Raw genomic sequence first — 25308 nt, 5'->3', positions numbered from 1 at the left:
GGCGGGACGAACGTGTGAGATCACTCCGGGTCGGCTACCGCGACCAGGGCGGGCCGCAACAGCCGCTCGCCCAGGGTGTAACCCCGCCGCATCACCTCGACGCAGGTCGGCTCCGTGACGTCGGCCGACGTCTGGTGCGCGACCGCCTCGTGACGGTTGGGGTCGAACGCGTCGCCCTTCTCGCCGAACGCCGCCAGCCCGAGCTTGCCGGTCGCCGCGGTGAGCGACTCCGCCACCGAGGCGAACGGCCCGACCAGGTCACCGTGCTCCCGGGCCCGATCGATGTCGTCGAGCACCGGCAGCAGTGCGGTCAGGACCGCACCGGTGGTCAGCTCCGCCGCCGCACCCCGGTCGCGGTCGACCCGCTTGCGGTAGTTGGCGTACTCGGCCGTGACCCGCTGCAGGTCGTGGGTGCGCTCGTCGAGCTCACTCCGCAGTGCCTCCAACTCGGCACCGAGAGCCGACGTGGCCTCCGTGACCTCGGCCGCCACCTCCTCCTCGGGCTCGGCCGCGCGGTGCGCGCCGGGCCCAGCGGCGGTCTTGGCCTCCGAGGCCTTGCCGGCCTCGGACTTCGGATCAATCTTGCGGCGGTCCCGGATGACGACCCGCTCGGTCGCCTGACCGTCGTTCTCGTCGTCCGCGGCGCTCACTTCTTGTCGTCCTCCACGATCTCGGCGTCGACGACGTCGTCGGCACCTCCGGCCGCGGGCCCGCCGGCCGCCGGGCCACCGGTGGCCGCGCCGCCCGGAGCACCCTGGGTGCCGTCCGCGCCCGGGGCACCCTGGGTGCCGTCGGACGGTGCGCCGCCCTGCTGGTTGTAGAGCAGCGAGCCGGCCTCCTGGGAGACCTGCGACAGCCGCTCGTGCGCCGACTTGATCTTCTCGATGTCGGTGCCGCCGATCGCGGCCCGCAGCTCGCCCAGCGCCTCGCTGATGTTGTTGCGGCTCTCCTCGGGCAGCTTGTCGCCGCTCTCGGCCAGGAACTTCTCGGTCTGCCACTGCAGCTGCTCGGCCAGGTTGCGGGTCTCCGCGTCCTCGCGGCGCTTCTTGTCCTCGTCCGCGTGGTCCTGGGCGTCGCGCATCATGCGCTCGATGTCGTCCTTCGGCAGCGCCGAGCCGCCGGTGATCGTCATCTTCTGCTCCTTGCCCGTGCCCAGGTCCTTGGCGGACACGTGCACGATGCCGTTCGCGTCGATGTCGAAGGAGACCTCGATCTGCGGGACCCCGCGGGGGGCCGGCGCGATGCCGCTCAGCTCGAAGGTGCCGAGCTTCTTGTTGTACGCCGCCATCTCGCGCTCGCCCTGGAAGACCTGGATCAGCACGGACGGCTGGTTGTCGTCGGCCGTCGTGTAGACCTCGGAGCGGTGCGCCGGGATGGTCGTGTTGCGCTCGACCAGCTTGTGCATGATGCCGCCCTTGGTCTCGATGCCGAGGGACAGCGGGGTGACGTCGAGGAGCAGAACGTCCTTGACCTCGCCCTTGAGGACACCGGCCTGCAGGGCCGCACCGACGGCGACGACCTCGTCCGGGTTGACGCCCTTGTTGGGGTCGCGGCCGGTCATGCTCTTGACCAGGTCGGCGACGGCCGGCATGCGGGTCGAGCCGCCGACCAGGATGACGTGGTCGATGTCGGCCAGCTTGACGTCGGCGTCCTTGATCGCGGACTCGAACGGGCCCTTGCAGCGGTCGAGCAGGTCCTGCGTCATGCGCTGGAACTCGGACCGCGACAGCGACGTGTCGAGGTGCAGCGGACCGTCCGGGCCGGCCGTGATGTAGGGCAGGTTGATGCTGGTGGTGGTCGCGGCGGACAGCTCGATCTTCGCCTTCTCGGCGGCCTCGCGCAGACGCTGCAGGGCCATCTTGTCCGAGCCGAGGTCGATGCCGTGCTCACCGCGGAACGTCTTGACCAGGTGGTCGATGATTCGCTGGTCCCAGTCGTCGCCACCGAGGTGGTTGTCACCGGAGGTCGACTTGACCTCGATGACGCCGTCGCCCAGCTCGAGCAGCGAGACGTCGAAGGTGCCGCCACCGAGGTCGAAGACCAGGACGGTCTGCTCCTTCGAGCCCTTGTCGAGGCCGTAGGCCAGGGCGGCCGCGGTCGGCTCGTTGACGATGCGCAGGACGTTGAGGCCGGCGATCTCGCCCGCCTCCTTGGTGGCCTGGCGCTGGGCGTCGTTGAAGTAGGCCGGCACGGTGATGACCGCGTCGGTCACCGTCTCACCGAGGTACGCCTCGGAGTCGCGCTTGAGCTTCATCAGGACCCGCGCCGAGATCTCCTGCGGGGTGTACTTCTTACCGTCGATGTCGATCGACCAGTTGGTGCCGACCTCCCGCTTGACCGAACGGATGGTCCGGTCGGGGTTGGTCACCGCCTGGCGCTTGGCGACCTCGCCGACGAGCACCTCACCGTTGCGGGCGAAGGCGACGATGGACGGGGTCGTCCGGGAGCCCTCCGCGTTGGCGATGACGGTGGGCTCGCCTCCTTCCAGAACGCTGACGCAGGAGTTCGTGGTGCCGAGGTCGATGCCGACCGCACGTGCCATGGTTGGTCCTCGCTAACTGGGCTGCTTCCGTAAGAGCACGGTTACTCAAATTTGGCGACTGCTTAGGGTTGAGTGGAACCGACTCAATGATGCCACGGGCACGCAGGTCGTCAAGTCGAGGTTGAGCCGACTTAACGCAACTTCGGGGCGGGACGCCGGAAGCGGTACCGTATCGGTCACGGCATACCGGTACCTGTTGTCCTGCATGCATAGATCGGGCACTCTTTACCCGTGACGACGCACGGTGACGCGGTCGGTCCGTCGGCCCCTTCCGCCGTCCCCGCCGCAAATGACATAGGCGCAGGTGAGAGCGGCGCCCCGGTCAACCACTCTGATCGTACGGATGCCGTCGTGCCCCGTCAGCCACATCCCGATCTGCCGGCCGACGCCGACGCAACCCCGCCGCCGCCCGAATGGCCGCCGGTCCCCGGCCTGGCCGAGCCGCCGCAGGCGCTCAGTGATCTAGCTAACTCACTGAGCGCGCTGCGCGCCGCGATCGGCGGCACCTCCTATCCCCTCGTGATGCCCTCGGCCGAAGAGGCCCGCAAGGTCGGCACCGCGCTGGTCGCCCAGTTCGACGACTACCTGCTTCCCCGCCTCTCCCGGCTCGACGCCCCGCTGCTCGTGGTCGTCGGCGGATCGACCGGTGCGGGCAAGTCGACGCTGGTCAACAGCCTGGTCCGGGCGCCGGTCAGCGCGACCGGGGTGCTGCGCCCGACCACCCGCTCGCCGGTGCTGGTCAGCAACCCCGCCGACCTGGCCTGGTTCCAGCGCGGCCAGCTGCTGCCCGGGCTCGTCCGCACCGCCGAGTCGAGCGCCGACCCGCGCACGCTCCAGCTGGTCTCCGCCCCCGCGCTCGGCGCCGGACTGGCCTTCCTCGACGCGCCCGACATCGACTCGGTGGTCGACCGCAACCGGGCCCTCGCCGCGCAGCTGCTCGCCGCGGCCGACCTCTGGCTGTTCGTGACCACGGCCGCGCGCTACGCCGACGCGGTGCCATGGGAGCTGCTCACCACCGCCCGTCTGCGCGGCACCGTGATCGCCCTGGTCCTCGACCGGGTGCCGGCCGACGCGGCCGGCGACGTCACCGCGCACCTGCAGGAGATGCTGGCCTCCCGCGATCTCGGCGCCGCGCCGCTCTTCGTGCTCCCCGAGGCCGCACTCGACGGTCAGGGCATGCTCGCCGAAGACCTGACCCGGCCGCTGCACGACTGGTTCGCCCAGCTCGCGGCCGACTCCGACGCCCGCGCCACGGTTGTGCGGCAGACCCTCAACGGCGCGCTGATCGCGCTCGGTCCGGCGGTGGCCGGGCTGGCCGAGGCGGCCGACGAGCAGATCGTCGCGGCCAAGGCCCTCGAAGACCGGGTGCAGCAGGCCTACCGCAACGCCAAGCGCACGGTCAGCGACGGGCTGCGCGACGGCCGGCTGCTGCGCGGTGAGGTGCTCGCCCGATGGCAGGAGTTCGTCGGCACCGGCGAGTTCCTCAAGAGCCTGGAGAGCAAGGTCGGCCAGCTGCGCGACAAGATCTTCTCGGCGCTCACCGGCCGCCCCCTGCCCGGGCGCAACCTTCAGGCGGCGCTCGAGTCCCAGCTCGTCACCCTGTTACGCGGCGTTGCGGCTGATGCGGCCGAACAGGCGTACGGATCCTGGCAAGCGCACCCGGCAGGCGCCGCGCTGCTGGCGCCCGAGTTGCAGAAACCCGGCGCCGACCTGCCACAACGCGCCGATCGCCTGGTCCGCGACTGGCAGCAGTGGGTGCTCGGGCTGGTGCGCGAGGAAGGCAGCGAGAAACGCGTCGTGGCCCGTGGCGCGGCGTACGCGGTGAACGGCGCCGGCCTGGCCGTGATGATCGCCGTCTTCACCTCGACCGCGTTCCTGCCCACCGGACTCGAGGTCGCGGTCGGCGCGGGCACCACCGTGGCGGCGCAGAAGGTGCTCGAGGCGATCTTCGGCGATCAGGCGATCCGGGCCCTGGCCACGCGCGCCCGCGAGGACCTCCTGGCCCGGGTCGACGAACTGCTCGACCAGGAGTCGGCGCGGTTCACCGACCGCACCGGCGCCGTCGGCATCGAGGCCGATCCGGGCAGTGCGCTGCGGCGGGCGGCCGCGGCGGTGGAAAGCGCCCGCGCCGACCTGGCGCTGACGGGGAGCACGAAGTGAGTCTCGTCGACAAAGTCCTCCGCGATTCCGGCAAGGTCGACGCCGAGCGGCTGGTGCTGCGGCTCGAAGCCCTGTCCAAGTTCCTCCGGCTGACCGACCCCTACCTGCCCGACGGCGAACTGGTCGGAGCGCACACCCTGGTCGAACGGGCCGGCACCCGGCTCTCGCTGTCGCGCGACCACACCGTGGTCGCGCTCGCCGGCAGCACCGGCAGCGGCAAGTCCAGCCTGTTCAACGCGCTGGCCCGACTCAAGCTCTCGCCGGTCGGGGTGCGGCGTCCGACCACCGGCGCCGCGCACGCCTGCGTCTGGGGCCCGCTCGAACCGGCCAACCAGCTGCTCGACTGGGTGGGCGTGCTGCCGCGGCAGCGGTTCATCCGGGAGAGCGCGCTCGACGCCGACGACGAGGCGTCGCTGCGCGGGCTCGTGCTGCTCGACCTGCCCGACTTCGACTCGATCGAACGCGGCCACCGGCTCGAGGTCGACCGCCTGCTCGGCCTCGTCGACCAGATCGTCTGGGTCGTCGACCCGCAGAAGTACGGCGACCGCATCCTGCACCAGGCCTACCTCTCCCAGTTCCGGTCGCACGTCGACGTCACGATCGTCGTGCTCAACCAGGCCGACCGGCTCACCGAGACCGACACCGACGTCGTGCTGACCGACCTCAAGCGGCTGCTCGAAGAGGACGGCATGACCGGCGCGCCGGTGCTGGCGACCTCGGCCAAGCAGCCAGGCATGCTCAGCGACCTGCGGGCGGCCCTGGAACGCACGGTCGCCGAACGACAGGCCGCGCTGCGCCGGCTCGGCGCCGACCTCGAGGCGGTCAGCCAGCAGCTCACCGGCATGATCGGGCCGCCCGCGGCGGAGGACGAGATCGACCGGGCCACGGTCCGGCAGCTATCCGACGCGCTCGCCGCCTCGGCCGGGGTGCCCGCGGTCGCCGACGCGGTGGCCGGCTCCTACCGCCATCGGGCGGTCGCCTCGACCGGGTGGCCGCTGATCCGCGGCCTGCGGCGGCTGCGCCCCGACCCGCTGCGCCGCCTGCATCTGGGCGACGAACCCAAGACCGACGCCGTGTCCACCGACATCACACCGCGTACGTCCGTGCCGGAAGCCAACGCGGCGCAGAAGTCGGCCGTCGGCCTCACCGTCCGCGCCGTCGCGGCCCGCGCGGCGGCGCCGCTGCCCGAAATCTGGGCGCCCGCCCTCAACAACGCCGCCCGCTCCCGGTCCGCCGACCTTTCCGACGCGCTCGACCGCGCCGTCGCAAAAACCGAATTGGGCATGCGAAGGCCACCGCTCTGGTGGCGCGGCGTCGGGCTGCTGCAGTGGCTGCTCACACTCGTCGCCGCCGGCGGTCTCGGCTGGCTGATCGTCGGCTACGTGCTGAAGCTGCTGGCCCTGCCCGACCTCGACTACCCCAAGCTCGGCGCGGTGCCGATGCCGACGTTGATGCTGCTCGGGGGCCTGTTGCTCGGGTTGCTGCTGGCGGCTCTGCTGCGTCCGATCGTCGACTGGGGTGCCCGGCGGGCCCGGCGCAAGGCCGAGCAGCGGCTGCGCTCGTCGATCACCGAGGTGGCCCGCGAATACGTCGTGGCGCCGGTGCGCGAAGTGCTCAACGCCTACGCCCAAGCGCGTGAAGCGTTGACCGTGGTGCGTTCGGAGTAGGTTCCCCACCCTCCCGGCCGGGTAACGTCGCGGTCATGGCGGCACCACAGACTCCGTATGAAGCGGTCCTCCACGCGGCCCGCGACGTGGCGAAGCTCGACTGTGCCCTGGACGCGGAGATGCTCGGCACCGCGCTGCTGGGCAGCGTCTACTCGGTGGCGACAGCCGACCGGGCGGCCGCGGTGCGCGACTTCGTCGGTGACTTCCTGGGAGCCACCACGCGCCGCCGCACAGCGGCGGCCACAACGATCCGCGAGGTATTCGCGGCCCTGGTGCCCGACGCGGCGGGCGCTTCCGACGTACGCCGGGGGCCGCAGACGCCGTCGTGGGCGGCCCAGCTGGGGCGCGTCCGGCCCACCGGGTGCTGGGCGTACGGCGACGTGTACGGCGATCAGACGTCCTATCTGGTCACCTTCGCCTACGAGGACGCCGACGACGGCGGCCCCGAACACGCGGTGGTGGCCCTGGTCGACCACAACATCGGCATCACCAAGGACGTGTTCGTCGGCTCCTCGGCGTCCCGCATCCTCGAGCAGGTGCGCGAGATGTGCGACGACGACGAGCTGACCTGGTTCCGCGAGGAAGACCCGGGCCGGGTCCGCGGCGAAGTCAACAAACACCTCGAGATCACCGACGGGCTCGGCGACCTGCCCGCCGACGGCTCGCTCGCCACCGACCGCGCCCTGGCCGCGGCCCGCCTGGCGCTGCTGCCGGCCGCCACCACCCCGCCGCTGGCCGAGCCGCGCACGCCACCCACCATCGACTTCGCCCGCGACTTCCTGGGATCACCCGAGGCGGCCCGCTTCGGCCTCGACAAAATCACCGCGGACGACGAGCTGGCGTCCCTGCACTTCTGCATCAGCCTGATCCTCGACCACGCGGCGAGCCTGCCGTCGGCCGACCCGCTGCGCTGGAGCCCGGCCGTGGCCGGCCTGTTCCTGCTCGACTGGGTGCACCGGCGCGCGGTCCTCGACATGGACGACGCCGCCATGCTGCCCCGGGTCACCCGGGCGTGGTCGGCCTATGCGACCCGGCGGCGCGGCCTGCCCGACGCGGCGGTCACCCAGACCGACGAGATGGTCGAGGAGATGATCCCCGAGTTCGCCCGGCTGTACGCGACCGGCGAACGCCGCAGCCCGGCCACCGCCGCGGTGGCCCAGCTGATCTACGAGGGCGTCGACCCCAACGACACCGACGCCATCGACGCCTGGATCGAAGCCAACCGCGACACCCTCGACTAGCGATTGTTGATGTAGTCGTCCTGCGGGTCGGCATGATGCCGGCCGACCCGCGAGTCGCGCCGCTCAGCCGGAGTTTGATGGTCGAGGTGGTGCTGGCCGGCGGCCCGGTGACTGCCACGGTAGGAGCGGTTCTGGTTGTCGTCGGGCTCGTGCGCGTGAACGATCGAGCGGCGAGTGTTGTAGCCGGCCCCGTTGGCGTAGAGGTGATCAGTTCGAATGTTGTGCGGGCGTTCGGTCACTGCTGACCTCCGGCGGTGTGCGGACCGGTCGCAGGACCGGTCAATCTGGACGGTGCGGTGATCTGACCTGCCGGCCCGATGGGTCGAGCGGCCGCACGGGCGGTGGCCGGTGAAATCCGGGCGGCGGTGGTGGGCCGGGCGGGTGCCGCATTTGCCGCGCTCGTCGCAGGCCGGGCGGCCGTTCCAGGCGGCGGGCTTGCTGGGCGCGGGCTTGGTGGGGTGGGGGTTCGCGGGCTGGTGCTTGGTGGGCCCGGCCTTGGATGGACGGTCGTGCCGCCCCGACCCGCCATAACCACCGTGGCCACGGCCGCTGTCGCCGTCGCGGCCGCTGTCGTCGTCGCCGTCGCCGTCGCGGCCGCTGTCGCGGTCGCGGTCGCGGTCATTCCTGTCGCCGTGGTCGTTGCCGACGCTGTCGTGACCGCCACCGTCGCCGACGGCGCTGCTGTCGCCGTTGCCGTCGCCGCTCCCACTGCCGTCACCGCTCCCGCTCGCGTTGCCGTCACCGCTCCCACTGCTGTCGCCGCTCCCATTCCCACTGCCGTCAGCGCTGCCGTCGTGGCCCGAGTTTGGGGCGTTGAAGCCCGGCAGGTCGGGGAAGCCTGGGACTGACGGGAAGCTATCGCCGTCTACTAGGCCAGGCAGCAGGGCGGATGGGTCCGGGTCGGCTTTCGGAGGGCTTGTCTTCGACGGCGCCGGCTTCGACGTGCCGGGCTTGGAGTTGCCAGGCTTGGAGTTGCCGGGCTTGGAGTTGCCGGGCTTCGAGCTGCCGGGCTTCAGGCTGCCGGGCTTCGAGCTGCCGGGCTTCGAGCTGCCGGGCTTCAGGCTGCCGGGCTTCGAGCTGCCGGGCTTCGACACGCCCGGGTCGGAGCTGGCGGGCTTCGACACGCCGGACTTCGACGGGCCGGACTTCGACGGGCCGGACTTCGACGGGCCGGACTTCGAGGAGCCCGACTTCGACGGGCCGGAGTTTGACGAGTTGGGGGCTGACGGGGCGGTCGGATTTTGGGGCCGGCGGTGCTTCGGCGGATGGTGGGGGCTGGCGCTGCCGGAGTTGTAGCCGCTGGTTGGCGGGGCGGGCTCACCGCGTACGGAAGAAGGCGGAGCCGCACTCGGCTTGCGCCGACCCAGCTGGCCCAAGATGCGCCCGGCCCTGATTGCGGCTTTTGCTCCCTCGCCCGCGCCCAGAACGGACGGTGCAAGCGTTGGCGGAACGCTCGACGAAGGTCCCGGGTTGGACGCCGACGAGGACGGCGCAGGCCGGCCGGAGGTAGACGATCCAGGCGACGACCCGGCCGGCGGCGCGGCGGATGGCCCGGACGATTGCTCAGATGGCTCAGATGGCTCAGATGGCCCGGCAGATGACACCGCCGGTGAAGCGGACCCGGAGGAACCACTGGCCGGCGAGCCGGCACCCGGCGAGGCCGCATCGGGGAGGCCGGCCGGACTGCGGCTTCCGATCGGCCCGGGGGACGCCGGTGGCAGGAACGGCACGTCGAGGGTGTGGGTCGTGCCGTCGGAGAGCTCGTTCGAGCCGGCGGTGATCGCCGCCAGCGTGGGCACCGACGCCAAGCCTACGAGAAGCGCCACAATGAGCACATAACGACGGGTCGGACCGGAGAATCCGCTGTCTGCTCGGTACACGCCGTTCAGGCGTTTTCGCATGACTTTGAGCGGCGGAACGGGGTCGTCGTCTTGCTCGTCCGGCACGGCCGGTCCTCTCCCTGGGCGCGACGAGGCAATGATCAACATGGATCAGCCGCGGTTACAGAGGTGAACGAACCTGCCGCATATCGGCAGCGGCGGGATGGTCCCATTCGTACGGTAGTGACCGTACGAACACCACTAATGCGGACAAACCTGGGCAGCGAGATTTCCGGACTGTGATCGACCTGATCTGTAACCACGCTCACGTTCTCTGTCAGGATTGGGTGCGACGGCGCCTGGTGGGGGTCGTCACTCCCCGGCGGGGTCCCGACCCTCGCCGAGACGCCGCGCGGCAACCTCACCCGGGTCAGGCGCGGCGACCCAGCGGTTCGTCGCGCGGACGGGCAACACCCGCCGCGGGCGCAGAGATGAACAGGGAGACACGGATGGCGAACGGCGGAAGCGAGGCCGGGCTTGATGCACCGGCCGGCGGCTTCGTCCAACTGCTCACCCCCGATGGCGAACGCGTGGAGAGCGTCACCACCGACGACGGCGTGACCTACTCGGTTGACTTCACCGACGAGGAGTACCGCGAGCTGTACCGGGACCTGGTGACGGTCCGCCGGCTGGACGCCGAGGCGACCGCCCTGCAGCGGCAGGGCGAACTGGGCATCTGGGCGAGCCTGCTGGGCCAGGAGGCGGCGCAGGTCGGCTCCGGGCGGGCGCTGCGCGAGCAGGACATGGCCTTCCCGACCTACCGGGAGCACGGCGTCCTCTACACCCGCGGCATCGACCCGATCATGCCGTTCGGCCTGTTCCGCGGCGTCGACCAGGGCGGATGGGACGCCAACAAGCACCGGTTCAACGGCTACACGATCGTCATCGGCTCGCAGACGCTGCACGCGACCGGCTACGCCATGGGCATCACGATGGACGGCAAGACCGGCAGCCCCGACGGCGAGGCGGTCATCGCGTACTTCGGTGACGGCGCGACCAGCCAGGGCGAGGTCAACGAGGCGTTCGTCTGGGCCGGCGTGTTCCACGCGCCGATGGTCTTCTTCTGCCAGAACAACCAGTACGCGATCTCCGAGCCGCTCGAGCGCCAGACCCGCATCCCGCTCTACCGGCGCGCGGCCGGTTTCGGCTTCCCGGGCGTACGCATCGACGGCAACGACGTGCTGGCCAGTTTCGCGGTCACCCGGGCGGCGCTCGACAACGCGCGCAACGGCCAGGGCCCGACGCTGATCGAGGCGTACACCTACCGGATGGGCGCACACACCAGCTCGGACGACCCGACCCGCTACCGGATCGCCAGCGAGGTCGAGGCCTGGAAGGTGAAGGACCCGATCAGCCGGCTCAAGGCGTTCCTGTCCAAGCAGCAGCTGGCCGACGACACCTTCTTCGCCGAGGTCGACGACTCGGCCAAGACCCTGGCGCTCAACCTGCGCGAGCGCGTGCTCGCGATGCCCGACCCGCAGCCGCTCACCCTGTTCGACAACGTCTATCCGAACGGTTCGCCCGAGATCGACGCCCAGCGTGAGAAGTTCGCCGACTACCAGGCCACGTTCGAGGGGAGCGCGCACTGATGCCCGAAACAATTACGCTCGGCAAGGCACTCAATCACGGCCTCCGCCGTTCCCTGGAGAACGACCCCAAGGTCGTCATCATGGGTGAGGACGTCGGCAAGCTCGGCGGTGTCTTCCGCATCACCGACGGCCTGCAGAAGGACTTCGGGGAGCAGCGGGTGATCGACACCCCGCTGGCCGAGGCCGGCATCGTCGGCACCGCGGTCGGCCTGGCCATCCGCGGCTACCGCCCGGTCTGCGAGATCCAGTTCGACGGGTTCGTCTTCCCGGCCTACAACCAGATCGTCTCCCAGGTCGCGAAGATGTTCTATCGCTCCAAGGGCAACGTGCGGCTGCCGATCGTCGTCCGCATTCCGTTCGGCGGCGGCATCGGCGCGGTCGAGCACCACTCGGAGTCGCCGGAGGCCTACTTCGCGCACACTCCCGGCCTCAAGGTCGTGACCTGCTCCAACCCCGCCGACGCCTACTCGATGATCCAGCAGGCGATCACCTCGGACGACCCGATCATCTTCTTCGAGCCCAAGCGGCGGTACTGGGAGAAGGGCCCGGTCGACCTCGACGCCGACCTGTCCGGGGCCTACCCCCTGCACACGGCCCAGGTCGTCCGCGAGGGCACCGACGCGACGCTGCTGGCCTACGGCCCGATGGTGCGCACCGCGCTGGACGCGGCCACCGCGGCCGAGGAGGACGGCCGCAGCCTCGAGGTCATCGACCTGCGCTCGCTCTCCCCGGTCGACTACCCGACGATCTACGCCTCGGTCCGCAAGACCGGCCGGGCGGTCGTCGTCCACGAGGCGCCCGGCAACATCGGTGTGGGCGCCGAACTGGCTGCCCGCATCACCGAGGAATGCTTCTACTCCCTGGAGGCCCCGGTGCTCCGGGTGACCGGCTTCGACGTCCCCTACCCGGCCGCCCGGGTCGAAGAGGACTACCTGCCCGACCTGGACCGGGTGCTCGACGCCGTCGACCGCTCGTTCGGCTGGTGACCGGCATGTCACGAGTCAAGGAATTCAACCTGCCCGACCTCGGCGAAGGCCTCACCGAGGGCGAGATCCTCAGCTGGCTGGTCAAGGTCGGCGACACGATCGAACTCAACCAGCCGATCGTGGAGGTCGAGACGGCCAAGGCCGCGGTCGAGATCCCGGCCAAGTGGGCCGGCGTGGTGACCCGCATCTTCCACGAGGCGGGCACGACGGTCGAGGTCGGTTCGCCGATCGTCGCCATCGACACCGACCCGTCGGCCGGGCCGCTGCCTGGTCTCTCTTCGGACGGTCCGACTCCGTCGGCCGAATCCCTCGCGGCGGTCGAACTCGCACCGGAAGAGGGATCGGTCGAGCCCGGCATGATCGGTGGTCCGGCTCCCGGCGGACGCACGGCCGTCCTGGTGGGTTACGGCCCGAGGACAACTTCCGCCAAGAGGCGGCCAAGGTCATCCGGTACGCCGTCCGCGTCCCCGACCGCATCGTCGCCTTCAGCCTCCGCGGCTCCCCCGGTCGCCCTTCCGTCGCCGGTCACGCCTACGTCCACCCCGGCCGCGGCCGTCCCGGCCGCCGGGGCCCCGACCGCCTCCACGGCGACCTCGGTTCCGACCACACCTTCGGCCGGCTCCGCTTCGGCCGGCTCCGCTTCGGGGTCGTCCCCTTCCGCCGGCTCCGCTTCGGGCTCGGCCGCGGCGGTTCCGGCTGACGGGCACCACGGCGGGCCGGTGCTGGCTAAGCCGCCGGTGCGCAAGCTGGCCAAGGATCTCGGCGTCGACCTGAGGGTCGTCGCGGGAACCGGCCCGATGGGGTCGGTGACTCGCGACGACGTACAGCAGGCGGCGGCAAGCCCGGCGCAAGCGCAAGGCGCGGCAGCGAGCACGATCACCGTGCCGGCCGCGGCGGTTTTCGACGCCTCCCGCGAGCAGCGGATCCCGATCAAGGGCGTCCGCAAGCTGACCGCGGAAAACATGGTGGCCTCGGCGTTCACCGCGCCGCACGTCACGGAGTTCCTGACCGTCGACGTGACCCGGTCGATGCGGGCGCTCGACAAGATCAAGGCGCGGCCGGAGTTCCGGGACGTGCGCATCTCGCCGCTGCTGCTGGTGGCCAAGGCGGTGCTGCTCGGCGTGCGACGGCACCCGATGGTCAACTCGACCTGGTCCGGCGCGACCGGCGAGATCGTCGTAAAGGAATACGTCAATCTCGGCATCGCGGCGGCGACCGAGCGCGGGCTGATCGTTCCCAATATCAAGGACGCCGGGCGTCTCACGTTGCGGGAGCTGGCCGAGGCGCTCAACACACTTGTCCAGGTTGCGAAGTCGGGAAAGACCTCCCCGGCCGACATGTCGGGCGGCACGTTCTCGATCACCAACGTCGGCGTCTTCGGTGTGGACACCGGCACCCCGATCCTTCCGCCGGGCGAGTCGGCCATCCTGGCCTTCGGCGCGATCCGCGAGATGCCCTGGGTGCACAAGGGCAAGATCAAGATTCGCCAGGTCACCACGCTCGGCCTCTCCTTCGACCACCGCATCGTGGACGGGGAACTGGGTTCCAAGTTCCTGCGCGACGTCGGGGCGTTCCTCTCCGACCCGGAGGCGACGCTGCTTGCGTGGACGTAAGTGTTCGGGCCCAAGAACCTTCGATTATTAGGCCGGTGCTGCGCATCACCCTCTAATTAGTTGGTAGGACGGATTACAGACCCGCATAATTGCGTTGTCTGAGATGACGTCAAGCCACCCGAGTACAGGGGAAGTGAGCAGCACCATGAAACTGGTCGACCGCGCCCGTCAGCGTCGTCTGATCAACCGGCAGAACCGCGCCATCGACCGGGCGTGGATGTCCGCGCCGAGCCAGTCGATGCGCGACGAGATCGCCATCTTCGCCCAGCGCCAGCCGGTCTGATCCACGGCCGCACAACGCCCCGTCCGGAGCAATCCGGACGGGGCGTTTCTCATTCCAGGGCAGGCTTAAAGATCAGTTAGGCATCCCCTTCCGGACGTACACCGGGATTCCTCCCACCGGCTCGGCCCGGTACGGTTGGGCACGGTCACGACCCCGGCTTCCCCCGCCGGAGAAGAGACCGGGGCTTCCGACCCGCGCGGACAGTCCCGCACGGCCTGGCCTGAGAGCTGGCACGGCCGTCGGCGAAGTGCCGGCGGACCGCGTCCGTGCAAAGCTGGCACGGCCGCATGGATGAGGAGGCGATCATGACGTCCGAGGGGCAGTACGCCGGTACGCAACCGGCCGAGGCCACGTCGGGCGGACCGACAGCGGACGGCTTCCCGCCCGACGCCGAGGGCCGACGAGCGGCCGGTCGCGCGACCGCCCAGCCACCCGCCGACGGTTTCCCCAGTTCGTACGCTCCGCCCCCGCAGGCAACGCCGAACGGTGGCTCGCCCTTCGTGGTGCCCGCCGTGTCGTCGTTCGGCCCGGGCTCGGAGCCGGCTCCCACCCGCCCGGCCGGCACGCAGTACGGCTCCGCTCGGGTTCCCGAGCCGTCGCCCTTCGCGCCGCCCGCCGGCGATGAGCAGTTCCCGCCCGCCGGTGACGCGCCGTTCCCGCCCGCGGGTGACGCGCCGTTTGGGTCCGCCGGTGACTCGCCGTTTGCGCCTCCCGCCGGGGACTCGCGTTTTGACCCGCCGCCCGCGCCGCGGCTGCCCGAATCGCGGCTGCCCGAATCGCGCCCGTCCGAGTCGGAAGATCCGTTCGCGCGCCCGGATTCCGGCCTGCCGCAACGCAATGGGATCGCCGGCGGCAACCCGCTGCCGCAGCGCAACCCGACCACGCCACCCCAATTGACCGAATTCGACGGTTTCGCGGCAGGCAACCCGGCCCGCGGTCTCGCCGGCAGCGACCCCTCCGACCCGGAAGCCGGCCCGCCCACCGGCCGCCCGCCCGGCATCTCGGCCTTCGGCGACCAGCGCGTCCGAGTTCCCGGCGCCTCCCTGGCCGGCCTGCCCGACGCACCGGCCCCCGCCCGGCCCGACGACCCCGGAGCCGGCTTCCCGCTCCGAGGGGGCGGCAGCGGCAACAGCACGTTCCCGACCCGGCGCGGCGACAGTGGCGGCTTCCCGCTGCGCTCACCCTCCGGCAACGACACGCCGGCCGGCTCCGACCTGCCCGTGCGCAGCCCGTTCGGCGCGCCCTCGGAAGAGTCCGCGCCGCACCCCTACGGTCAGCCGTCGCCGGCCGAGCAGCCGTTCGGCCGGGCCGCCCTGCCCGAGCCGTTCGACCCGCAGTCGTCGCCGTTCAGCCGCGAGCAGGACTCGTCGTCGTTCGGCCGTGAGCAGGCGTCGTCGTCGTTCGACCAGCAGTCGTCCCCGTTCGGCCGTGAGCAGGACTCGTCGTCGTCCGGCCGTGAGCAGGCGTCGTCGTCGTTCGACCAACAGTCGTCCCCGTTCGGCCGCGAGCAGGACTCGTCGTCGTCCGGCCGTCAGCAGGCGTCGCCGTTCGATCGTGGTCAGGAATCGTCGCCGCCAGGGCGTGACCCGGAGTCGTCGCCCTTCGGCCGCGAGCACGAGTCGTCGCCTTTCGGCCGCGAGCAGGACGTCCCGCCCTTTGGCCGTGACCAGGAGTCGTCCCCGTTCGGCCGCGACCAGGAATCTTCGCCCTTCGACCGTGACCAGGCGTCTTCGCCTTTTGGCCGTGACCAGGCGTCTTCGCCGTTTGGCCGTGACCAGGCGTCTTCGCCGTTTGAGCGTGGCCAGGAAGCTTCGCCGTTCGGGCGTGAGGATGCTGCTTCGCCGTTCGGCAATGCGCGGCCGACGACCTTCGGCAGTGCGTCGGCCGGCCCACCCGAGCCGTCGCCGGGCAGTCCGGGCGGCTCGACCTACGGCAGCCCGTCCCCGTTCGGCAACGCCCCGGCCGGCGACCCCGACTCGTCTCCCTACGCGCCCGGTCCCTACGCGCCCGGCTCTGAATCGCCGTACTCGGCCGGCCCCGGCTCGTCGCCGTTCAGCGCGTCCGACAACGGCCAGTTCGCCCCGTCCGGTGACGACGACCCCTCTCCTTTCCGGCAGCCCGAGTCCCCCGTCGGCGACTACCCGCAGCGGGTGCCCGGCGCTGCCCTCGGCGCGGCCGGTTCTCCGAGCGTGCTGAGCAACCCGGCCACGCCGCCCGGTTCGCCGAGCACCCCGTTCGGCGCTGCCCCGGTCAGCGGCTCGGTGCCGCAGCCGCGCGACTCCGCCGAGCGGTCCGGCCCGGCGGTCGGCTCGGCCCGCCCGGTGACCGCGAGCGCCTCCGTGCCGTCGGCCAGCCGGGCACCGGTCGACGCCTCCGAAATCCCGCCGCCGGCGCCCGCGCCGCAGGCCCGTGTCTACGGCCGCCCGCCGAGCGAGCCCGCAGAGGAGGACGACCTGGCGTCGTCGACCTCGGAGCCGGAGAGCCCCTCCGACTCCCCGTTCCGACCGCCGTCCCCGCTCGGCGCGGCCGGCGCCTTCCCCGGAGGTTCCGGCAACGGCACGTACCCGAGCCCGAACGGCTCCGCCTTCCCGGGCGGACCCGGCTCGGAGAACGGCGCCAACGACTCGGCGTTCCCGGGCGGACCCGGCTCCAGCAACGGGTCTTTCCCCGGCTCCGCTTTCCCGGGCCCGGCCGGCTCGGACAACGGGGCGTTCTCCGGCGCGGCCGGCCCGGCCTTCCGGGGCGGTCCCGCGTCCGACAACGGCTCGGCCTACCCCGGTGGACCCGGATCTGACAACGGCGCGTTCCCCGGCTCGACGTACTCGGGTGCAGCCGGCTCGTCGCCCGGATCGGGCGGACCGGCATTCCCGGGCGGCCCCGGTTCCGACAACGGATCCTTCCCCGGTGGCGCGGCCTTCTCCGGTCGACCCGGCTCGGACAACGACTCCTTCCCGGGGGGCCCGGGCTTCCCCGGCCGACCGGGCTCAGACAACGACTCCCGCCCCGGCGGACCGGGTTCCGACAACGGGCCATTCCCTGGCGGCCCCGGCTCGGCCTTCCCCGGCGGGCCAGGCTCGGCCTTCCCCGGCGGCCCGGGCTCGGACCACGGCGCGTACCCCGGCGGACCCGGCTCGTTCCCCGGTCGGCCCGGAGCCGACAACGGCTCGTTCGCCGGTCCGGGTGGGCCCCGGTCCGACGGCGGCTCGTTCCCCGGTCCCGGTGGACCCGGCTCGGACAACGGACCCTTCGGCCCGGGTAACTCGCCGTTCTCCGCGGGTGGGCCCGGCGCCGACCAGAACGGGGCCGGCGGCATCAGTTCTCCCGCGGCCTACCCCGGACAGCCCGGAGGCGATCAGAACGCTCCCGGCGGGTTCGGCTCACCCGCGTACCCGGGAAGGCCGAATGATGCCGAGGCGAGCCGCGCCTCCGCGCGCGCCTCGGCAAGTGCTCGCGTCAGCCCGCCCGGAGCGCAACCGGCGCTCCCGCAGCGACCCGGCGGCATGCCGCCGTTCGGTGAGCCGACGACCGACGTCGCCCGGCGCGGCCCGGAGCAGTACAACGAACTCACCACCGACGTGGCCGGCCGCAGCGAACCGTATGTGCCCGCGCCGGCCGTGCCCAGCTTCCCGCCGCCCGGTCAGGTCGAGGTCGACCGGCCGCCGATGGGTGGCCTGTTCCCCGGGCCCGCCACCCGCGCGACCGTCACCCCGCCGACGCCGGAAGACACCACCAGCTGGCCCGGTGTCGAGGCGCAGCCGGACCGGTTCGACCAGCTCAAGGCGGAGGCGGAGGCCGCGCCGGCCAAGCCGGAGACGCCGCACGTCCGCATACTGCCGATTCTGCTCGCGGTCGTCGTGGGTGCGGCGCTGCTGGTCGGGCTGGCGTTCGGCATCGTCTACCTGGTGGCCGGCGGCGACAAGGGCGGCGACAACGCCAGCCTGAGCGTCAACACCGGCGACTGCGTCAAGAAGTCGAACGACAAAGCGGTCAAGGCGAACTGCAGCGAGGCTTCCTCGTTCCAGGTCGTGTCGATCGCCGATGACAAGTCGAAGTGCGCCGACCCGCAGCAGCCTTACGTGCTCAACCCGACCACGGACGGCAAGACCCAGGTGCTCTGCCTGAAGCCCAACGGCTGACCGGTTGTTGTGCTGACCACCTTCGTGCCGGACCGGGCGGTCCGGTGCGGCACGATGGTGCGATGACTGCACGCGTACGCGCTCCGGAGCTCAAGGGCCGCGGCTGGCTCAACACCGGCGGTAAAGATCTGACGCTGGCCGACCTGCGCGGCAAGATCGTGCTGCTCGACTTCTGGACGTTCTGCTGCATCAACTGTCTGCATGTGCTCGACGAGCTGCGGCCGCTGGAGGAGAAGTACGGCGACGCCCTGGTCGTCATCGGCGTGCACTCGCCCAAGTTCGAGCACGAACGCGACCCGGAGGCGCTGGCTGCGGCCGTCGAGCGTTACGGCGTACACCACCCCGTGGTCGACGACGGTGACATGCACCTCTGGCAGCAGTACGCGGCCAAGGCGTGGCCCACCCTCGCCGTGGTCGACCCGACGGGTTACCTGGTCGCGTCGATGGCCGGTGAGGGCCACGCCGAGGGGCTGTCCCGCCTGATCGACGAGCTGATCGCCAAGCACGAGGCGGACGGCACGCTGCACCGCGGCGACGGGCCGTACGTTCCGCCTGCCCCGGCCGACGGCCTGCTGCGCTTTCCGGGCAAGGCGATCGAACTGCCGGGCGGCAACCTCCTGGTCTCCGATTCGGCCCGGCACTCGCTGGTCGAGATCGCACCCGACGCCGAGACGCTGGTCCGCCGGTTCGGCACCGGGGAGCGCGGCCACCCGTTCAACGAGCCGCAAGGTCTGCTTCTGCTGCCGCCGGCCGTGGCGTCGGTGGCCGGCTACGACGTGCTGGTCGCCGACACCGTGGCCCACCAGCTGCGCGGTCTGGTGTTGAAAACCGGCGAGGTCACCCTGGTTGCCGGCTCGGGACGCCCGTGGCGCTCCACCGTGGACGACCACTCGCACGATGCGCTCGCCGCCGACCTGTCCTCCCCGTGGGACCTGGCCTGGTTCGACAACAAGGTCATCATCGCGATGGCCGGCATCCACCAGCTGTGGTGGTTCGATCCGATCAAGCGCACGGTCGGCGTGTACGCCGGCACCACCGTCGAGTCTCTCCGCGACGGCCCGATCCCGGACGTCTGGATGGCCCAGCCGTCCGGTCTGTCGGTCGGCGGCGACCGCCTGTGGATCGCCGACAGCGAGACCTCGGCGTTGCGCTGGATCGCCGACGGTTCGCTTCACACGGCCGTCGGGCAGGGGCTGTTCGACTTCGGTCACGTCGACGGGCCGGCCGCCGAGGCGCTGCTGCAGCACCCGCTGGGCGTGGCGGCTCTCCCCGACGGCTCGGTCCTGGTCGCGGACACGTACAACGGTGCGGTACGCCGCTACGACCTGTCGTCGGAAACCGTGTCGACGGTGGATTCCGGCCTGGCCGAGCCCAGCGACATCGTGGTCACCGCCTCCGGCGACGTGATCGTGGTCGAGTCGGCCGCGCACCGGCTGACCCGGCTGGCCCCCGGCGTCGTGAAGACCGTGATCGGCGAGCGGCACAAGACTGAACGCCCGGCGTCGCCGCTGGCCGCGGGCCCGGTCACGCTCGACGTCGTGTTCACGCCCGCGCCGGGCCAAAAGCTTGACACCCAGTTCGGCCCGTCCACGCGCCTGACTGTCTCGGCAGCACCGGCCGAGTTGCTGTTGGAGGGTGCCGGGAGCACCACCGACTTGTCCCGCAAGCTCGTGATAAATCCGGCGGTTTCGGAGGGCGTTCTGCAGGTCGTGGCCCAGGCCGCCACCTGCGACGTCGACGTGGAGAACGCCGCCTGCCACTTGACGAGGCAGGACTGGGGCGTCCCGGTCGTGGTGACGGCCGAGGGCCCGTCGCGCCTCCCGCTGATCCTCCGCGGAATGGACGGAAGCTAGCGCTGACAACCGGCGCGCATATGGCGGACCGCTCGAGGCACGTCTGGCTTGAGGTCGGTCAGGCCTGGCCTGGCCTGGGCCGGGCGTGGCGTGACGTGGCTGAGCCGGGCCGACCGAGCCGGGCCTGGCCTGAGCCGGGCCTCGGCGGCGGCGCGTCCTAGGCGAACGCGGCCACCCTGAGCCCCGCCGAGTCCAGCCCCGCGCGGACCCGGCCGGCCAGCGCGACCGCCCCCGGCGTGTCGCCGTGCACGCAGATCGACGCCACCCGGCAAGGCACGACGCCGCCCTCGACCGAGTCCACCTCGCCGTCGACCGCCATCCGCACCGCGCGGGCGACCACCGCCCCCGGCTCGTGGATCAGGGCGCCGTCGCGGGAACGCGGCACCAGCGTGCCGTCCCCCTGGTAGCCCCGATCGGCAAATCCCTCTCCGATCACGGTCAGCCCGGCCTCCGCCGCCGACCGGGCGAGCACCGAACCCGGCTGACACAACACCGGCAACGCCCGGTCATAGCCGACCACGGCTGCAACCACGGCCGACGCCTGACCAGGATCAACGGCCGCAGTGTTGTAGAGCGCCCCATGCGGCTTCACATATCGCACCTGATCGCCGGCGAGGCGACAGAACGCCTCCAGCGCCCCGATTTGGTAGACGATGTCGTCGCACAACTCGTCCAGGTCGTAGTCGATGCGCCGGCGCCCGAAGCCCGCCAGATCCCGGTAGCCCACCTGGGCACCCACCGCGACCCCCCGTTCGGCCGCGGCCGTGCACAGCCGTCGCATCGTCGACGGGTCGCCGGCGTGGAAGCCGCACGCCATGTTCGCCGAGGTCACGACTTCGAGCAGGGCCTCGTCGTCGCCGAGCCGCCACCGGCCGAAGCCCTCGCCCAGGTCGGCGTTGAGGTCAATGGAGTTCACGGAACCGAACGCTAGTCCCCGGCCGGGCCTGCGCCAGCGGAGTCACATCATCGACCACGCCGACCACCGGGTAGCCGCCCGTGGTCGGATGGTCGGCCAGGAAGATGAGCGGCTGCCCGTCCGGCGGCACCTGGATGCCGCCGAGCACCAGCCCTTCCGGCGGCAGTTCGCCGGCCCGGGTGCGACTCAAGGCGGTGCCGGCCAGCCGGCACGCGACGCGGTTGCTCACCGGGCTTACGGCGTACGCGTCCTCGAACAGCCCCGCCACCTCGACCCATTCGTCCCGCGGCCCCACCCAGACCCCGAGCACAATCCCGGGCCGCTCAACGACGCCGGGCCCAGCCACATCGGACGGTCCCGTGCTGACCCGCCCGCCGACCGCCAGCGTCTGCCCGTCGGTCAGTCGTGGCGGCCCCAGGCCGGAAAGCGTGTCCGTGGAGCGGCTACCGAGCACCGGCTCGACGTCGATCCCGCCGGCTACCGCCACGTACGACCGGACCCCCGCCACGGCCCGCCCGATCTCCACCACCGCACCCGCCGGCACATCGACCGGTCCGACCACCGGCCGGCCGTCGATCTTCACCGTGCAGGTCGCGCCGGTCACGGCGATCGTCGCCGGGGCGTCGAGGCGCAGGCGGCAGCCCATCAGCGTCGTCTCGAGGGCGGCCGCCGACGGGTCGTTGCCCACCAGGGCGTTGGCCCGCCGCAGCGCCGGCTGGTCGAGTGCCCCGGACCGCGGCACCCCGAGGTGGGCGAAGCCGGGGCGGCCCAGATCCTGCACGGTGGTCAGCGGGCCGGCGCGGAGCACGGTGATCAACCGGCCACCACCAGACGTACACGTGTGCCGGGGGCGAGGAGGGACGGGGGCTCACGGCGTACGTCGAAAAGGTGTTGATCTGTCCGCCCGACCAGCCGCCAGCCGCCCGGTGAGGCCGTGGGGTAGATGCCGGCGTAGGCGCCTGCCAGGGCGACCGCCCCGGCCGGAACCCGCGGCCGGGGCGCGTCGAGGCGCGGCACCGCCCACGACGGGTCGAGCCCGCGCATGTAGGCGAAGCCCGGCGCGAACCCGCAGAAGGTGACCGTGAACTCGGTCTCGGCCAGCCGCCGCACAACCGATTTGCTCGACATGTCCCATCGGGACGCCACGAAGCCGAGGTCTTCCCCGTCGAACATTGTGGCAATCTCGACGACTGGACCCTCGAGAGGCGAGAAATCGGCCGCCGGAGCCAACGCAGCAAGATCGATCCGACCGGCGTCGACCCCGTCCAGCAGCACCGTCCGCTCACCGGGCACGATCTCGTCGGCGGAGAAGACGCCCTGTTCGCGGCGTTCCCAGAGGGCCGCCCGCCAAGCCTGGGTCTCGGAAGCGGAAGAACATTCGATCAGCAGCGCGCGAGGTCCGGCCCGACGTACCCTCATGCCGTCATCCTGCCTTACGAGATCTACTTGCCGGTAACTTACGGCGCCGTAACCTTGGAGTCGTGACGACCACCGCCCCGTTCCAGATGAAGCCGACTGACCTCGGCAAGCCCCGCCTGCGCGGCCGGCTTCATCAGTACGCGTTCTTCGTCGCGCTCGTCTGCGGCATCGTGCTCAGCTCGATCGCCCTGAGCCGGCCCGGCATCTCACCCTTTCTGAGCTGCGTGATCTACAGCGCAACGGTCTGTGGCCTGTTCGGCATCAGCGCGCTCTACCACCGGCGGGTCTGGAGCGAACGCGGCTACCAGATCATGAAGCGGATGGATCACTCGATGATCTTCGTCTTCATCGCCGGCACCTACACGCCGTTCTGCGTTCTGCTGCTCCCGGCCGGCAAGGCGACGGTGATGCTGAGCCTGATCTGGGCCGGCGCGCTCGGCGGAGTCGCCCTCAAGACCGTCTGGCCGAATCTGCCGCGCTGGGTCGGTGCGCCGCTCTATCTGGCGCTCGGCTGGGGCGCGCTCGCGATCCTGCCCGATGTGCTGCGCGTCGGCGGTGTCACCTGCCTGGTGCTGCTGCTGGTCGGCGGCATCATCTACAGCGTGGGCGCGATCTTCTACGCCCTGCGCCGGCCCAACCCGTGGCCGACCGTCTTCGGGCACCACGAGTTCTTCCACGCGTGCACCCTGGTCGCCGCGATCAGCCACCACATCGCTATCTATTTCGCGCTGTACGCGTCGTAGTCGGCCCGGGCGGACAGCACGTCGTCGATGTGCGTCTGCGCCCAGGACTCCAGGGCACCGACCAGGTCGAGCAGGCTCACGCCGAGTTTGGTCAGTGCGTAGTCGACCCGGGGTGGCACGACCGCGTGCACGGTTCGCGAGATCAGCCCGTCACGTTCCAGAGCCCGAAGTGTCTGGGTGAGCATCTTGGGGCTCACCCCGTCGATCCGTTTCGCCAACTCGGTGTAACGCATCGGTCCCTGCGCGAGCGAGATGACGACGAGCACGCTCCAGGTGTCGCCGATGCGGTCGAGGACCTGCCGGCTCGGGCAGTTCCGGTCGTAGACGTCAGCCTTCACCTGCACACTATCTCCCAGGTACGTACTGCACTTCAAGGTGCCCTCTATCTTTTGGGAAGTGATCCCTGACCTGGCACGTTAGCGTCATTCGACAAGACCTCAACGACTAGGGAGTTCCCATATGAGCATCGTCGTCACCGGAGCCACCGGACATCTCGGCCGCCACGTCGTGGAGTCGTTGCTCGCGCGCGGCGTACCGGCCGATCAGATGGTGGCGACCGGTCGATCCATCGACAAGATCGCCGACCTTGGCGTGACCACGAAGGTCGCGCCGTACGAGGACCTGGGCGCCCTGAAGGCCGCCTTCGCGGGCGCCGACACGGTCCTTCTCATCTCCGGCAGCGAGGTGGGCAAGCGCGTCGAGCAGCACCGCAACGTGATCCAGGCGGCCAAGGAGGCGGGCGTCGGCCGGATCGTCTACACCAGCATCCCCCGGGCCGACACCACCGAGATGAAGCTGGCGGCCGAGCACCAGGCGACCGAGCGGATCCTCGCCGAGTCCGGCGTGCCCCACACGCTGCTGCGCAACAGCTGGTACTTCGAGAACTACCCGATCGCGCAGGCGGTCGAGAACGGCCTGTTCGGCGCGGCGGGTGACGGCCGAATCTCGGCTTCGCCGCGCGCCGACTACGCCGAGGCGGCGGCGGCCGCGCTGATCGGCGACGAGCACGCAGGCAAGGTGTACGAGCTGGGCGGCGAGGCGTTCACGATGGCCGAACTGGCGGCCGAGATCTCGCGGCAGACCGGCCGCGACGTCACCTACACCGATCTGGGCGAAGAGAAGTACGCCGAGTTCCTGGTCGGCGTCGGGCTGGACGCCGGACACGCGGCGGTGCTGGCCGACTCGGACGCGGCCGCCTCCCGGGGCGCACTCTTCGTGCCGAAGACCGACCTGGAAAACCTGCTCGGCCGTCCGGCGACGCCGCTGGCCGAGTCGGTTGCCGCGGCCCTGCGATAAAAAGACGCGCGACGCCGGTGGCTGCTAGGGGGAGGGCAGCCACCGGCGTCGCGAGCTTCGGAACTTGGGAAAATCAGTAACCGGGCGGGGGCGGCGGGGGAACGTCCCGCGTCTCGTGGTACTCGGCCCGCTCCGCCGGGTACGTCGTACCCGCCACCGGCGCCTGCGTCCGTCGCGTCACGACGGTGCGCCGCCGGCTGTTCCAGTACCAGAGCGTAATGACCAGGCCGACCAGGCCGCAGGCCATGAGAATCCAGCCGATGACGTTGATGTCGATCCCGCTGATATGCGCGTTGACGGCGAACGCGAGGATCGCGCCCACCGCGAGCAGGAAGATGCTTGCGCCGATGCCCATCGGACTCTCCTCGGTCCTCATCACGATCAATCCGTCCATGAGGTGTTACCCAGGCGCGAAGATTCTCAATCAGGCAAGCTGTTTCCATGAGCGCACGGACTCTGGTCATCCTCCGCCACGCCAAGGCCGAAACCCCCGGTGACCGGCCCGATTTTGAGCGTCGCCTGACGACGGTCGGCGAGTCGGACGCCGATGCGGCCGGCGCCTGGCTGGCCGACGAGCGACTGCGCCCCGACCTGGTCCTGTGCTCGCCGGCCGCCCGCACGCGGCAGACATGGCAGGGCGTTTCGATCGCTCTCGCACAGGCGCTGCCGGGCACGCGGGCGGCCGAGGTGCGTTACGAGAAGGGCCTGTACGACGGGGGCCGCACCGAGGTCTTCGACCTGCTCCGCCGCGTGTCCGACGAGGTCAGGACCGTGCTGGTGGTCGGGCACAACCCGACGGTCTCCGAAGTGTCCCTGTTGCTCATCCCCGACGAGCAGTACGACGGCAACGAGGTCGGCCTGAAGACGAGCGGCCTGGCCGTCCACCGTACGGAAGCCTCGTGGTCGGAGACGTCGCCCGGCTCGATGCGGTTGATCGAGCGGCACACCGCGCGGGGTTGAGGCCGGCCGGAATGACCCCGCCGG

Annotated in this window: 22 protein-coding genes; 14 read left to right on the top strand and 8 right to left on the bottom strand. The window is 71.2% G+C overall.

Features of this window, described 5'->3' with window-relative positions:
• Nucleotides 1-20: 20 nt before the first annotated feature.
• Together grpE and dnaK are read right to left on the bottom strand one after the other, a co-directional pair.
• Nucleotides 21-650: a nucleotide exchange factor GrpE gene (gene grpE / locus ACIA5C_RS35090; RefSeq protein ID WP_396062764.1), complete on the bottom strand. Its 630-nt coding sequence runs from the start codon at nt 648-650 to the stop codon at nt 21-23.
• Nucleotides 647-2542: a molecular chaperone DnaK gene (gene dnaK, locus ACIA5C_RS35085; protein ID WP_396062762.1), complete on the bottom strand. Its 1896-nt coding sequence runs from the start codon at nt 2540-2542 to the stop codon at nt 647-649. Before dnaK ends, grpE begins: the two co-directional genes overlap by 4 nt.
• Before the next feature lie 522 nt (nt 2543-3064).
• Here dnaK and ACIA5C_RS35080 point away from each other — a divergent pair.
• Genes ACIA5C_RS35080 through ACIA5C_RS35070 form a run of 3 tightly spaced genes read left to right on the top strand, consistent with a single transcriptional unit; the run spans nt 3065 to nt 7610 of the window.
• A complete protein-coding gene (locus ACIA5C_RS35080) occupies nt 3065-4702 on the top strand; it encodes an ABC transporter (RefSeq protein WP_396062916.1) in 1638 nt (545 codons plus the stop codon).
• Entirely contained in the window at nt 4699-6369 is a 1671-nt protein-coding gene (locus ACIA5C_RS35075; protein WP_396062760.1) for a GTPase family protein, read from the top strand. The genes ACIA5C_RS35080 and ACIA5C_RS35075 overlap by 4 nt, the downstream gene beginning before the upstream one ends.
• Before the next feature lie 35 nt (nt 6370-6404).
• On the top strand, nt 6405-7610 hold the full coding sequence (locus tag ACIA5C_RS35070) for a hypothetical protein (protein WP_396062758.1): 1206 nt from the start codon (nt 6405-6407) through the stop codon (nt 7608-7610).
• Here the strand turns inward: ACIA5C_RS35070 and ACIA5C_RS35065 are convergent.
• Nucleotides 7607-7849, bottom strand: coding sequence for a hypothetical protein (locus ACIA5C_RS35065; protein ID WP_396062756.1), 243 nt, complete (start codon nt 7847-7849; stop codon nt 7607-7609). The genes ACIA5C_RS35070 and ACIA5C_RS35065 overlap by 4 nt on opposite strands.
• Before the next feature lie 297 nt (nt 7850-8146).
• On the opposite strand from ACIA5C_RS35065, the gene ACIA5C_RS35060 reads away from it, so the two are divergent.
• The 8 genes from ACIA5C_RS35060 (at nt 8147) to ACIA5C_RS35025 (ending at nt 19950) form a co-directional block, all read left to right on the top strand.
• A complete protein-coding gene (locus ACIA5C_RS35060; protein ID WP_396062754.1) occupies nt 8147-8458 on the top strand; it encodes a hypothetical protein in 312 nt (103 codons plus the stop codon).
• Between the two features lie 103 nt (nt 8459-8561).
• The gene (locus ACIA5C_RS35055) at nt 8562-8906 is read left to right on the top strand and encodes a hypothetical protein (protein WP_396062752.1); all 345 of its coding nucleotides are present in this window, start codon (nt 8562-8564) and stop codon (nt 8904-8906) included.
• A 1033-nt stretch (nt 8907-9939) separates the two neighbouring features.
• Complete coding sequence (gene pdhA / locus ACIA5C_RS35050; protein ID WP_396062750.1) at nt 9940-11079, top strand: pyruvate dehydrogenase (acetyl-transferring) E1 component subunit alpha; 1140 nt, start codon at nt 9940-9942, stop codon at nt 11077-11079.
• Nucleotides 11076-12065, top strand: a complete 990-nt coding sequence (locus ACIA5C_RS35045; protein ID WP_396062914.1) for an alpha-ketoacid dehydrogenase subunit beta — start codon at nt 11076-11078, stop codon at nt 12063-12065. Before pdhA ends, ACIA5C_RS35045 begins: the two co-directional genes overlap by 4 nt.
• A 5-nt stretch (nt 12066-12070) precedes the next feature.
• Nucleotides 12071-13678 carry a dihydrolipoamide acetyltransferase family protein gene (locus ACIA5C_RS35040; RefSeq protein ID WP_396062748.1) on the top strand — a complete coding sequence of 536 codons (1608 nt, stop codon included), beginning with the start codon at nt 12071-12073 and terminating at the stop codon, nt 13676-13678.
• 145 nt (nt 13679-13823) lie between these two features.
• Nucleotides 13824-13961 carry a hypothetical protein gene (locus tag ACIA5C_RS35035; RefSeq protein WP_396062746.1) on the top strand — a complete coding sequence of 46 codons (138 nt, stop codon included), beginning with the start codon at nt 13824-13826 and terminating at the stop codon, nt 13959-13961.
• A gap of 305 nt (nt 13962-14266) precedes the next feature.
• Nucleotides 14267-18097, top strand: coding sequence for a hypothetical protein (locus ACIA5C_RS35030; protein WP_396062744.1), 3831 nt, complete (start codon nt 14267-14269; stop codon nt 18095-18097).
• A gap of 62 nt (nt 18098-18159) precedes the next feature.
• Nucleotides 18160-19950: an NHL domain-containing thioredoxin family protein gene (locus ACIA5C_RS35025; RefSeq protein WP_396062742.1), complete on the top strand. Its 1791-nt coding sequence runs from the start codon at nt 18160-18162 to the stop codon at nt 19948-19950.
• A gap of 157 nt (nt 19951-20107) precedes the next feature.
• On the opposite strand, the gene ACIA5C_RS35020 is transcribed toward ACIA5C_RS35025, so the two are convergent.
• Genes ACIA5C_RS35020 through ACIA5C_RS35010 form a run of 3 tightly spaced genes read right to left on the bottom strand, consistent with a single transcriptional unit; the run spans nt 20108 to nt 22285 of the window.
• Entirely contained in the window at nt 20108-20857 is a 750-nt protein-coding gene (locus tag ACIA5C_RS35020) for a LamB/YcsF family protein (protein ID WP_396062912.1), read from the bottom strand.
• Nucleotides 20853-21683 carry a biotin-dependent carboxyltransferase family protein gene (locus ACIA5C_RS35015; RefSeq protein WP_396062740.1) on the bottom strand — a complete coding sequence of 277 codons (831 nt, stop codon included), beginning with the start codon at nt 21681-21683 and terminating at the stop codon, nt 20853-20855. The genes ACIA5C_RS35020 and ACIA5C_RS35015 overlap by 5 nt, the downstream gene beginning before the upstream one ends.
• The gene (locus ACIA5C_RS35010) at nt 21680-22285 is read right to left on the bottom strand and encodes an allophanate hydrolase subunit 1 (RefSeq protein ID WP_396062738.1); all 606 of its coding nucleotides are present in this window, start codon (nt 22283-22285) and stop codon (nt 21680-21682) included. Before ACIA5C_RS35010 ends, ACIA5C_RS35015 begins: the two co-directional genes overlap by 4 nt.
• A 62-nt stretch (nt 22286-22347) precedes the next feature.
• Between ACIA5C_RS35010 and ACIA5C_RS35005 the strand changes: the two genes are divergently transcribed.
• Nucleotides 22348-23028 carry a hemolysin III family protein gene (locus ACIA5C_RS35005; protein ID WP_396062736.1) on the top strand — a complete coding sequence of 227 codons (681 nt, stop codon included), beginning with the start codon at nt 22348-22350 and terminating at the stop codon, nt 23026-23028.
• On the opposite strand, the gene ACIA5C_RS35000 is transcribed toward ACIA5C_RS35005, so the two are convergent.
• Nucleotides 23004-23372: a winged helix-turn-helix transcriptional regulator gene (locus tag ACIA5C_RS35000; RefSeq protein WP_396062734.1), complete on the bottom strand. Its 369-nt coding sequence runs from the start codon at nt 23370-23372 to the stop codon at nt 23004-23006. The genes ACIA5C_RS35005 and ACIA5C_RS35000 overlap by 25 nt on opposite strands.
• A gap of 115 nt (nt 23373-23487) precedes the next feature.
• Between ACIA5C_RS35000 and ACIA5C_RS34995 the strand changes: the two genes are divergently transcribed.
• Entirely contained in the window at nt 23488-24324 is an 837-nt protein-coding gene (locus tag ACIA5C_RS34995; RefSeq protein WP_396062732.1) for an SDR family oxidoreductase, read from the top strand.
• A 73-nt stretch (nt 24325-24397) separates the two neighbouring features.
• Here the strand turns inward: ACIA5C_RS34995 and ACIA5C_RS34990 are convergent, their stop codons facing one another.
• Entirely contained in the window at nt 24398-24679 is a 282-nt protein-coding gene (locus ACIA5C_RS34990) for a DUF6458 family protein (protein WP_396062730.1), read from the bottom strand.
• An 86-nt stretch (nt 24680-24765) separates the two neighbouring features.
• Here ACIA5C_RS34990 and ACIA5C_RS34985 point away from each other — a divergent pair, with 86 nt between their 5' ends.
• Nucleotides 24766-25284: a SixA phosphatase family protein gene (locus ACIA5C_RS34985; RefSeq protein WP_396062728.1), complete on the top strand. Its 519-nt coding sequence runs from the start codon at nt 24766-24768 to the stop codon at nt 25282-25284.
• The last annotated feature ends 24 nt before the right edge of the window (nt 25285-25308 follow it).

The sequence above is a fragment of the Actinoplanes sp. NPDC051343 genome, from assembly GCF_044455125.1.
Taxonomy (GTDB): Bacteria; Actinomycetota; Actinomycetes; order Mycobacteriales; family Micromonosporaceae; genus Actinoplanes.
This window is presented reverse-complemented; position numbering and strand designations above follow the sequence as displayed.

Excerpts from the sequence above, each read along its gene's own strand:
- dnaK (WP_396062762.1), bottom strand. The coding sequence starts at position 2,542 with ATGGCACGTGCGGTCGGCATCGACCTCGGCACCACGAACTCCTGCGTC.
- ACIA5C_RS35080 (WP_396062916.1), top strand. The coding sequence starts at position 3,065 with ATGCCCTCGGCCGAAGAGGCCCGCAAGGTCGGCACCGCGCTGGTCGCC.
- ACIA5C_RS35070 (WP_396062758.1), top strand. The coding sequence starts at position 6,405 with ATGGCGGCACCACAGACTCCGTATGAAGCGGTCCTCCACGCGGCCCGC.
- pdhA (WP_396062750.1), top strand. The coding sequence starts at position 9,940 with ATGGCGAACGGCGGAAGCGAGGCCGGGCTTGATGCACCGGCCGGCGGC.
- ACIA5C_RS35040 (WP_396062748.1), top strand. The coding sequence starts at position 12,071 with ATGTCACGAGTCAAGGAATTCAACCTGCCCGACCTCGGCGAAGGCCTC.
- ACIA5C_RS35035 (WP_396062746.1), top strand. The coding sequence starts at position 13,824 with ATGAAACTGGTCGACCGCGCCCGTCAGCGTCGTCTGATCAACCGGCAG.
- ACIA5C_RS35030 (WP_396062744.1), top strand. The coding sequence starts at position 14,267 with ATGACGTCCGAGGGGCAGTACGCCGGTACGCAACCGGCCGAGGCCACG.
- ACIA5C_RS35025 (WP_396062742.1), top strand. The coding sequence starts at position 18,160 with ATGACTGCACGCGTACGCGCTCCGGAGCTCAAGGGCCGCGGCTGGCTC.
- ACIA5C_RS35010 (WP_396062738.1), bottom strand. The coding sequence starts at position 22,285 with ATGAGGGTACGTCGGGCCGGACCTCGCGCGCTGCTGATCGAATGTTCT.
- ACIA5C_RS34995 (WP_396062732.1), top strand. The coding sequence starts at position 23,488 with ATGAGCATCGTCGTCACCGGAGCCACCGGACATCTCGGCCGCCACGTC.
- ACIA5C_RS34990 (WP_396062730.1), bottom strand. The coding sequence starts at position 24,679 with ATGGGCATCGGCGCAAGCATCTTCCTGCTCGCGGTGGGCGCGATCCTC.
- ACIA5C_RS34985 (WP_396062728.1), top strand. The coding sequence starts at position 24,766 with ATGAGCGCACGGACTCTGGTCATCCTCCGCCACGCCAAGGCCGAAACC.